Genomic DNA, 9,884 nt, shown 5'->3' with positions numbered 1-9,884 from the left:
AGCACCACGGTGAGGCCCGACCCGGTCACGGTGGGGTGCAACGCGACCGCGACGACGGCCGCCGCGGCGTACAGCGGGCGGATCCGGCCGTCGAGGCGTTCGGTGTGCAGCATCCGCACGACAGCGCTAACGTCACTCGGCACCGGAAGCGGCCGTCACGAGGCGGTCGCGCGGCGGGAAACGTCAGCTCCCACAACGTTTTCCTCGCAGCAGAGAGGAGCCGTCGGAAGAACAGGTCCCACGCAGGTCCGCCTGCGTGACAGGAGTCCTGCCGACGTCCCCGGGTGCCGCGAGCCGGCCACACCCGCGCGGTGTGTGCCGACTCCGAAGCTGCCCCCGGAGGCTGGCGCAGGCATGCCCACCGGAGGTGCCATGCAGATCATCGCCCGCGGTCGCAACGTCGAGGTCCCGGATCATTTCCGAGATCACGTCGAGGAGAAACTGGCGCGGCTGGAACGGTACGACGGCAAGATCATCTCGATCGACGTCGAACTGCACCACGAACGCAACCCACGCCAGAACGACAACTGCCAGCAGGTCGAGATCACCTGCCGCACGCGGGGTCCGGTGATCCGCGCCGAGGCGTGTGCGGACGACTTCTACAAGGCTCTCGACCTCGCGGTCGAGAAGATCGACCGTCGGATGCGCCAGGCCGCCGACCGGCGGCGGCACCACCACGGCCGCAAGACCGAGACCGTGCGTACCGGCATGCCGGCGGTCAACGGTGAGCTGGTGGTGAGCGAACCCGGGCGGGTCGCCCTGCTCGACCGGGAGGGCGACCCCGATCCGTACGCGCCGACCGACGAGGCCCTGCCCGGTCGCATCGTGCGCGAGAAGGACCACCCGGCGACACCGATGAGCGTCGACCAGGCGCTCGAGCAGATGGAACTGGTCGGCCACGACTTCTTCCTGTTCTGCGACGAAGCGACCGGTCGCCCGAGCGTGGTCTACCGCCGGCACGCCTTCGACTACGGACTGCTGCGTCTGACGTAGCGGCAGACGCAGGAGCTGGACCACATCCCGCCGAGCGGGCGGTGGTGCCCGGGTCGACGACGGTCCCCGGGCCTCACCGCCCGCTCGCCCACGTCCGGACGTCCCCCGCGGCGTCCGGCCCGAGGGACACCGCGGATCAGACGGGCGCGGATCGGACGGGCGCGGATCAGACCGGCGGGGTCAGGCCGAACCGGAGTTCGTCGCCGAAGCCGCCGTCGACCGGGCGGCGCAGCCGTCGCGCGGCCGTGCCCTCCTCGCGGAAGCCCGCTCGGCGGGCGACGGCGAGGGAGGCGCCGTTGCCGACGTCGACGCCGAGTTCCAGCCGGGTCACCCCGACCGTGCCGAACGCCCACGCGGCGAACACCTGCAGCGCCCGGACGGTCAGCCCACGGCCCCGGAACTCCGGCAGCAGGCCGTAGCCCAGTTCGAGCACGCCAGGCGGGCCGCCGCGAACCTGCAGGTGCCCCGCGACGCCACCGCTCGCCCGGTCGACCACCGCGAGAAGCGTCGTCGGTCCGGCCAGCCGGCCCAGCCCCGCGGCCAGGGCGCGGGCGCGCCCGGTGGCGTCGGGATCGCCGGGCGGGTCGCCGACCAGCCACCGGCGGGCCTCGGGGTCGCGGAACTCGGCCGTGAGGACCGGGTGGTCGCCCGGTGTGATCTCCCGCAGGAGCACGACGTCGTCCGCGACGTCCACCAGCGGCGGCAGCCACGGCGGCACCGGGTCAGCGGAGTCGCCGGCGCACCGCACCAGCACCGCGGTGTCGACCGGTCCGTTCCGGCCCTGGAACTCCCCGCGCCGCACGCCCTCGAGCCGGAAGCCGGCGTGGAGGCCGCTGCGCAGCGAGCCGATGTTGTCGAGCTCGACCCGTAGCTCGATGCGGACCACGTCGTGGTCGAACCCCCACGCCGCGAGCAACCGCGCCGCCCGGGCCGCGAGCCCCCTCCCGCGCGCGCCGGCCGCGACCGAGTAGCCGATCTCGGCCGAGAGCGAGCGCGAGTCCGGCAGCAGGAGCCCCGCGCCTCCGACGTAGCGGTCGTCCGCGAGCGTCATGGCCAGTTCGACGCCGCGCCCGGCGGCGGCCCGCCCCAGCGCGTACTCCGTGCAGAAGCCCGCGGCGTCGGCCCGGGTGTACGGCTGGGGGATCGGGAGGAAACGCCGGGCCTGGTCGTCCTGCATAGCTGCGTGGACGGCGTCGACGTCGTCGGGGCGGTAGGGCCGGAGCCGGAGGCCGTCCGGGGCGGGCTCGGACAGCGAGAGGCCGGTCAGCTCGACCCCGCGCCAGACGCCCATGCCCCACCCTGGCACGCGGGGCGGCCGCTCTCAGAACAGGTTCTCGTCATCGGTTCGTGACCTGCGCCGTGATCCCCGTACGATGCGGGACGTGGTGCTCACCAAGATCCTGCGCGCCGGCGAAGGCAAGACCGTCCGCCGGCTCGCGACCATCGCTGATCACATCGACGCGCTCGAAGAGGACTTCGTCGACCTCACGGACGCGGAGCTGCGCGAGCAGACCGACGTCTTCAAGCAGCGCTACGCCGACGGCGAGACGCTCGACCAGCTGATGCCCGAGGCGTTCGCGGTCGTCCGCGAGGCCGCCCGGCGCACCCTGGGCCAGTTCCACTACAAGGTCCAGCTCATGGGCGGCGCCGCGCTGCACCTGGGCAACATCGCCGAGATGAAGACCGGTGAGGGCAAGACCTTGGTCTCGACCCTGCCGGCCTACCTCAACGGGCTCTCGGGTGACGGCGTCCACGTGGTCACGGTCAACGACTACCTGGCCGGCCGTGACGCGGACTGGATGGGCCGCGTGCACCGCTTCCTCGGGCTCTCGGTCGGCAAGATCCTCAGCCAGATGACCCCGGCCCAGCGCCGCGAGTCCTACGCCTGCGACATCACGTACGGCACCAACAACGAGTTCGGCTTCGACTACCTGCGCGACAACATGGCGTGGAGTCTCGACGACCTCGTCCAGCGCGGCCACAACTTCGCCGTCGTCGACGAGGTCGACTCGATCCTCATCGACGAGGCCCGCACCCCGCTGATCATCTCCGGCCCGGCCGAGGAGAACCAGCGCTGGTACACCGAGTTCGCGCGCATCGTGCCGCGGATGAAGAAGGAGAAGCACTACGACGTCGAGGAGGGCAAGCGGACCGTCGCCGTCACCGAGGAGGGCGTCGCGTTCGTCGAGGACCAACTCGGCATCGAGAACCTCTACGAGGCCGCGAACACGCCGCTGGTCGGCTACCTCAACAACGCGCTGAAGGCCAAGGAGCTCTACCACCGCGACAAGGACTACATCGTCGGTGACGGCGCGGTCATGATCGTCGACGAGTTCACCGGCCGCGTGCTGCACGGCCGTCGTTACAACGAGGGCATGCACCAGGCCATCGAGGCCAAGGAGAAGGTGAAGATCCAGCAGGAGAACCAGACGCTGGCGACCATCACCCTCCAGAACTACTTCCGCATGTACACGCGGCTCTCGGGCATGACCGGTACGGCGCAGACCGAGGCCGCCGAGCTGCACCAGATCTACAAGCTCGGCGTGGTGCCGATCCCGACCAACAAGACCAACATCCGCATCGACCAGAACGACCTGATCTACAAGACGGAGGAGGCGAAGTTCGCCGCCGTCGTCGACGACATCGCCGAGCGCCACGAGGCGGGCCAGCCGGTGCTGGTCGGCACCGCGAGCGTCGCGAAGTCCGAGCGCATCTCCGAGCTGTTGCTGCGCCGGGGCATCCCGCACGAGGTCCTCAACGCCAAGCAGCACGAGCGGGAGGCGGCGATCATCGCCAACGCCGGCCGCAAGGGCTCGGTCACCGTCGCCACCAACATGGCCGGTCGCGGTACGGACATCATGTTGGGCGGCAACCCCGAGTTCGCCGCCGACCTCGCGCTGCGGGAGCGGGGCCTGAACCCCGTCGACACGCCCGAGGACTACGAGGCCGCCTGGGGCGACGCCATCGAGAAGGCGTCGACCGAGATCGCCAAGGAGCACGACGAGGTCACCGAGCTCGGTGGTCTGTACGTGCTGGCGACCGAACGGCACGAGAGCCGTCGTATCGACAACCAGCTGCGTGGCCGCTCCGGCCGTCAGGGTGACCCCGGCGAGACCCGCTTCTACCTCTCGCTGGGCGACGACCTCATGGTCCGCTTCAACGGCGAGCGGGTCGCGGCGATGATGAACTTCCTGCGCCTGCCCGAGGACGTGCCGATCGAGAACAAGACCGTCTCGCGGGCGATCCAGTCGGCGCAGACCCAGGTGGAGCAGCAGAACTACGAGATCCGCAAGGACGTCCTGAAGTACGACGACGTCCTCAACAAGCAGCGCACCGTCGTCTACGACGAGCGCCGCGAGGTGCTCGAGGGCGCTGACCTGTCCGACCAGCTGCGTCGGATGGTCGAGGAGGTCGTCGCCGGCTACGTCGAGGGCGCCACCGCCAACGGCTACGCCGAGGAGTGGGACCTCGACCAGCTCTGGACCGCGCTCGGGCAGCTCTACCCCGTGGCGCTCACCCAGGAGGAGGCCATCGAGCAGGCGGGCGGTGAGGTCAACGACCTCACCCGCGCGTTCCTCGTCGAGGAGCTCGTCGCCGACGCCAGCGCCGCCTACGACGCCCGCGAGCAGGACCTCACCCCCGAGGTCATGCGCGAGCTCGAACGCCGGGTCCTGCTCTCGGTGCTCGACCGCAAGTGGCGCGAGCACCTCTACGAGATGGACTACCTCCGCGAGGGCATCGGTCTGCGGGCCATGGCCCAGCGCGACCCGCTGGTCGAGTACCAGCGTGAGGGCTTCGACATGTTCTCCACGATGATGGAGGGCATCAAGGAGGAGTCGGTCGGCTTCCTGTTCAACCTCGAGGTGCAGGTCGACTCCGCCCCGGCGCCCGCCGCCGAGGCGCCGGTCGAGGCCGCGCCCCGCAGCGCAGACCCGCAGAAGGTGCTGCGCGACCTCGCCGAGGTCGAGGAGCACCAGGCCGACGACGCCCTCGCCGCCGAGGAGGGCGTCGGGTTCGCGCCCGCCAAGGAGCCCGAGACGACCGGGCCGCGCCCGAGCATCTCGGCCAAGGGCCTCGACCGCGACACCTCGGCCAAGCCCGTGGTCTACAGCGCACCGACGCTCGACGCCGACGAAGCCGGTCAGCCCGAGGTCCGCGTCGGCACCAGCGACGGCTCGGGAGACGACGCCACGGGCTCGAACGGCGCGAAGAAGCCGGCCGCGCGGACCAACCCCAACCGGGGCAGCCGCGGGAACCGTTCGAGCAGCCGGGGCAACCGCAGCCGCAAGCGGTGACCGGCTGACCTGATTCACCGCCCCGAGCCGTCGTCCTGAGCACCTGCTCGGGACGGCGGCTCGCGTCGCGAGGCGCCCGGATCCACTCGTGCGTCAACCGACCTCGAGCTTGACGCAACGCCACCGGCCGTCGAGACCCTCGAGCCGGATGGCGACGGCGTGGACCCGCCCGCGGACGGCCAGGGTGAGCGCGAGTTCGGCGATGCCGTCCGCCGGTTCGCACACGTGCACACTGCGGATCTGCGGTGAGGGCGTGGCGGCCGCCAGCCGACCGAGGCGGCCGGTCCGCAGACCGGTCGTGGTGAACGCCCCGCACACGCTCGCCGACGCCAGCGCCCCCAACTGCCGCGCCGGCCGTCGACCGCCGACGATCTCGAACATCGTGACCAGCAGTCGACGCGCCCAGGCCTCGGGGTCCGGCAACGACCGTCGGGCGGTCGGACGGGCCGCGAACGGGTCACGTGGGGCGACGAGCCGCAACGGCGACGGCGCCTCCAGTTCGGCCGCACCGAACGGCAACGGCTGATCCCACGGCCCCAGCACGACCCGCGGCAACGGCGACCCGTCGGGCTGCGTCAGCACCCGGTAGTCGTCGATCTCGTCGTCGAACGGGGGTTCGCGGCGGGGGATCGGCCGGATGGTCACCTCCCGCACCGGCGCGGCGAGGGTCTCGACGAGCGGTGGTTCCTGCAGAGCGGTCACGTCGGTGCTCCCTCAGCGGGCGGTCGGGGCGGTGGGGGTCGTCGTGCTCGGTGCGGTGAGCGCGGTGCCGGGGTGCAGCAGACCGGGGTCCGGACCGATCTCGGCGCGGTTGACCGCGTACCAGGACGGCCACGCTGCGGCGATCCGCGCGGCCGTGGGGGCGGTCCCGCTCGCCCGCAGCGCGTCGGCGGTGATCGACCAGAGCGAGTCGCCGGGGGCGACGACGACCCCGGTCGCCGGGTCCGGGTCGGTCGGCACGAGCGGCGGCGTGGTCGGCACCGCCGGCGGTGTGGTCGGCAGTGTCGGCACCGACGGCGGCGTGGTCGGCGTCGGGGGAGTCGACGGCGCGCCGGCGGGCGGCGTGGCCGTCGGGGCGCTGCTCGTCGGCCAGGCCGGGCCCGGGGTGGTCGGTGACCCGGGCACGGCCCCGGTGGGCGGGGCGGCGGTGGAGGCCGCGACCGGCGAGGTCGGCCAGACCGGGGTGGCGCTCGCCGCGACGGCCGGACCCAGCAGCAACCCGCCCGCGACGCTGCCGATCACGACCCCGCGCAGCACCCGGGGGACGCAGAGCCGGACCGCGACCGCGCCGAGCCGGCCGGCGGCGCCGGGGAGGCGGGCGAGTCCGCCCGCGCTCACCGCGATCAGCACCCAGACCGCGAGCAGCCACAGCGCCGTCCCGGTGACCAGGGCCGCGAGGGCGTCGACCCGGGGGGCCGCGGCGTGGTCGAGGACGACCCGGACGACGCGGCGCCACCCGTCCCGGTCCGGTGGGACCAGCGCCGCCACCGCGGCCGACAACCCGGCCACCACCGTCCGCAGGCCACGCTCACGAGCGTTCATCGTCGTTTGCCTTCGTTTGCTGTCAGTTGACCTCGACAGTATGCACACGAGTCGGGCCGGAGCGGAAGGGCGCTACGGTCGCGGGCGTGACGCGGTGGGAGGGCTTGTTCTCCGATCTGGAGGCGCAACTGGCGGCGCAGGAGCACGCCGGGGTGGGCGCCGAGGTCGACGCGCGGACCCGGGGTGAGGTCGCGGACCTGACGCTGGTCGACCGGCTACGGGCCGCGGTCGACCAGCCGGTCCGGGTCGTCGCCGTCGGCGGGCTCGCGCTCACGGGCGTGCTCGGACGCGTCGGACCGGACTTCCTCGCGGTGGTCGAGGACACCGGGCGCGAGGCGCTGGTGCCGCTGCACGCCGTGCGTCAGGTCGCGGGTCTGGGCCGGTTCGCGCAGACCGAGGCGGTGGCCGGGGCGGTGGCGGCCCGCCTGGGGTGGCGTTCGGCCCTGCGGGCGGTCGTCCGCGACCGGGGTGCGGTGCGGCTGCACCTGGTCGACGGTGAGGTCCTCGACGCGACGCTCGACCGGGTCGGCGCGGACCACGTCGAACTCGCGGTGCACGCGGCGGGGGAGACCCGCCGGGCGCGTGAGGTGCGCGGGACCGTGGCCGTGCCGTTCACGGCGATCGCCGCGGTGCGCCGGGAGACGCCGGCCGTCTGATCAGGCGCGGCCGGTGACGTCCTCGACCTGCTCGAGGTCGCCGTCGGGGTTGCGGGACAGGAACGCCTCGGTCTCCTGGTACATCCGGCTGATGTAGGCCTCGAGTTCGTCGCGTTCGACCCGCCACTGCCCGCGGCCGCCGATCTTGATCGCCTTGAGTTCCCGGTTGCGGACCAGGGCGTAGGTCTGGCTCTGCGAGATGTTGAGGATCTCGGCGACGTCGGGGAGCGTGAGGAACCGTTCCGACGTCATGCGGTCAGTGTCGCAGGTGGGCCCGGCGCCGGGATCCGGTTGTCCACAGGCCCGCCGCTCGGGTCGTGACCCGGCGCGGTGTGCGGCACGATCGTGTGATGGTCGCGCCCCCCGCCGTGAGCCCGTCCGATCCCGCCGGCCCCCCGTCACCGCTCGCCGGGCCGTTGTCCGCGTCGCTCCCGGCGTCGCCCAGCCCGCGCCGCACCCGGCGCCCGCGGTGGCTGGACCTGCGGCTGGTGCTCGGCGTCGTGCTGGTGCTCGGGTCGGTCCTGCTCGGCGCGGTCGTGGTCTCGAGGGCCCAGGCGAGCACCGCGGTGTGGTCGCTGCGCCGCGACCTGCCGGCGGGATCGGTGCTCACCGCGGGCGACCTCACGCCCGTCGACGTCCGGCTCGGCGACACCGCCGGGCGCTACGTCGCCGCGGACCGGGCCGTGGTCGGACGCCGGCTCGCCGCGGACGTCGGCAGCGGCCAGTTGCTCCCCACCGCCGCGGTGGGTGGCGCCGGTGACGACGGCCGGGTCACCGTGTCGATCCCGTTCGCCTCGGCCGACGTCCCCTCCGTGGCGCGCGGCGACGTCATCACGGTGTGGGTCTCGACCCCGACCTGCGCGTCGGTCGTGCTCCTGCGTGGCGTGGCGGTCCAGGACGTCGGGGGACCCGGCTCCGGCCTCACCGCCTCCGACGGTCTCGAGGTCGTGGTGACGGTGAGCCCGGAGCTCGCCGACCGGATCGTCGGCGCGCTCGCTCTCGACGACGTCACGCTGCGCGCCGGGGTGCTGTCCGGTGCGGCGCCCGCATCCGGCAGCGCCGACCTGCCCGACCTCGCGGCCTGCGCTCCCGTCGGGCCCGGCGCCGCCACCCCCACCCCGACCGCCTCGTGAGGACGCCGCTGCTCACGGCGGCGGGCGGTGCCGCGTGGGAGGCCGACCTGGTCGTCGCGTTGGAGCAGGGCGGCCACGGGATGGTCGTGGTCCGCCGCTGCGTCGACGTCGTCGAGCTGCTCGCCGTGGCCGCCTCGGGTCAGGGCCGGGCCGCGTTGGTCGCGGCCGACCTGCCGCGCTTCGACCGCGTCGCCCTCGACCGGTTGACTGCCGCCGGTGTCGTGGCCGTCGGGGTGGTCCCGCGCGGGGACATCGGCGCCGCGGACCGGATGCGGCAGATCGGGGTCGTGACCACCGTCGCGGCCGACGCCGACCCGGCCGTCGTCGCCGCCGTGGTCGGGCAGGCCCTCGAAGCCGGCACCGACGCCCCCACCGACGCCGGCACCCGGGCGTTCGCCGACCCGGCCACGGCGACCGCCGCCGTCGTCCCGCCGCCCCTGACCCCGCAACCGGTCCCCGGACTGGTCGCACGGGGCGCCGTGATCGCCGTGTGGGGACCGACCGGAGCACCGGGCCGGACCACGGTCGCGGTCACCCTCGCCGACGAGCTCGCCCGCCTCGGCGGCCGCACGTTGCTGGTCGACGCCGACGTCTACGGCGGGGTGGTCGCGGCGCAGCTCGGCCTGCTCGACGACTCGCCCGGTCTCGCCGCGGCCTGCCGCCACGCGAGCGGCGGCCGGCTCGACCCCTCGGTGCTGGCCGGGCTCGCGTGGCAGCTCGGCGAACGGCTGCGGGTGCTGACCGGGCTGCCCCGCGCCGACCGCTGGCCGGAGCTGCGGCCCGCCGGCGTGACGGCGGTGGTGGACGCGGCACGTGGACTCGCGGAGTTCACCGTGCTCGACCTCGGGTTCAGCGTGGAACAGGACGAGGAGCTCTCGTACGACACCGCGGCCCCGCGTCGCAACGGCGCGACCCTCGCCGCGCTCGACGCCGCCGACCTGGTGCTGGTCGTGGGCGCCGCCGATCCGGTGGGCGTGCAGCGGTTGGTCCGCGCGACCGTCGAGCTGCGCGAGGCCGACGTCGAGACCCCGGCCTGGATCGTCCTCAACCGGGTCCGCCCCGGCGCCGTGCCGGGCGACCCCCGGGTCGAGCTCGCGGCGGCGGTGCGGCGGTTCACCGGCTTGGACCCCGCGGCGTACCTGCCGGCCGACGGTCCGAGCCTCGACGCCGCCGTCGCGGTCGGCCGCACGCTGGCCGAGATCCGGCCGGGCAGCCCGCTGCGTGTCGCCGTCGGCGAGCTCGCGGCGACCCTCGCCGGGGTGCCG

General features: G+C 73.8%; 9 protein-coding genes. 5 read left to right on the top strand and 4 right to left on the bottom strand.

Features of this window, described 5'->3' with window-relative positions:
* The first annotated feature begins 372 nt into the window (after positions 1 to 372).
* Positions 373 to 993, top strand: coding sequence for a ribosome hibernation-promoting factor, HPF/YfiA family (gene hpf, locus ACXR2U_RS23345; protein WP_458827493.1), 621 nt, complete (start codon positions 373 to 375; stop codon positions 991 to 993).
* Positions 994 to 1,159: 166 nt separating this feature from the next.
* Here hpf and ACXR2U_RS23340 read toward each other — a convergent pair whose 3' ends face one another.
* Complete coding sequence (locus ACXR2U_RS23340; RefSeq protein WP_458827492.1) at positions 1,160 to 2,284, bottom strand: GNAT family N-acetyltransferase; 1,125 nt, start codon at positions 2,282 to 2,284, stop codon at positions 1,160 to 1,162.
* A gap of 91 nt (positions 2,285 to 2,375) precedes the next feature.
* Here ACXR2U_RS23340 and secA point away from each other — a divergent pair, with 91 nt between their 5' ends.
* Complete coding sequence (secA, locus tag ACXR2U_RS23335; RefSeq protein ID WP_458827490.1) at positions 2,376 to 5,288, top strand: preprotein translocase subunit SecA; 2,913 nt, start codon at positions 2,376 to 2,378, stop codon at positions 5,286 to 5,288.
* Between the two features lie 93 nt (positions 5,289 to 5,381).
* On the opposite strand, the gene ACXR2U_RS23330 is transcribed toward secA, so the two are convergent.
* Together ACXR2U_RS23330 and ACXR2U_RS23325 are read right to left on the bottom strand one after the other, a co-directional pair.
* Positions 5,382 to 5,990, bottom strand: coding sequence for an Rv3235 family protein (locus ACXR2U_RS23330; RefSeq protein ID WP_458827489.1), 609 nt, complete (start codon positions 5,988 to 5,990; stop codon positions 5,382 to 5,384).
* Between the two features lie 12 nt (positions 5,991 to 6,002).
* On the bottom strand, positions 6,003 to 6,830 hold the full coding sequence (locus ACXR2U_RS23325) for a hypothetical protein (protein WP_458827488.1): 828 nt from the start codon (positions 6,828 to 6,830) through the stop codon (positions 6,003 to 6,005).
* 86 nt (positions 6,831 to 6,916) lie between these two features.
* On the opposite strand from ACXR2U_RS23325, the gene ACXR2U_RS23320 reads away from it, so the two are divergent.
* Positions 6,917 to 7,486, top strand: a complete 570-nt coding sequence (locus tag ACXR2U_RS23320; protein ID WP_458827487.1) for a hypothetical protein — start codon at positions 6,917 to 6,919, stop codon at positions 7,484 to 7,486.
* Here the strand turns inward: ACXR2U_RS23320 and ACXR2U_RS23315 are convergent, their stop codons facing one another.
* Positions 7,487 to 7,738, bottom strand: a complete 252-nt coding sequence (locus ACXR2U_RS23315; protein ID WP_458827486.1) for a helix-turn-helix domain-containing protein — start codon at positions 7,736 to 7,738, stop codon at positions 7,487 to 7,489.
* A gap of 98 nt (positions 7,739 to 7,836) precedes the next feature.
* Between ACXR2U_RS23315 and ACXR2U_RS23310 the strand changes: the two genes are divergently transcribed.
* Positions 7,837 to 8,619 carry an SAF domain-containing protein gene (locus ACXR2U_RS23310; protein WP_458827485.1) on the top strand — a complete coding sequence of 261 codons (783 nt, stop codon included), beginning with the start codon at positions 7,837 to 7,839 and terminating at the stop codon, positions 8,617 to 8,619.
* Positions 8,616 to 9,884, top strand: a 1,269-nt coding sequence (locus tag ACXR2U_RS23305) for an AAA family ATPase (protein WP_458827484.1), incomplete at its 3' end; no start/stop codon positions are given. The genes ACXR2U_RS23310 and ACXR2U_RS23305, both read left to right, overlap by 4 nt.

The organism is Jatrophihabitans sp. YIM 134969, from assembly GCF_054456675.1.
The sequence above is the reverse complement of the archived record's forward strand: the minus strand, read 5'-3'. Positions and strand labels throughout refer to the sequence as shown.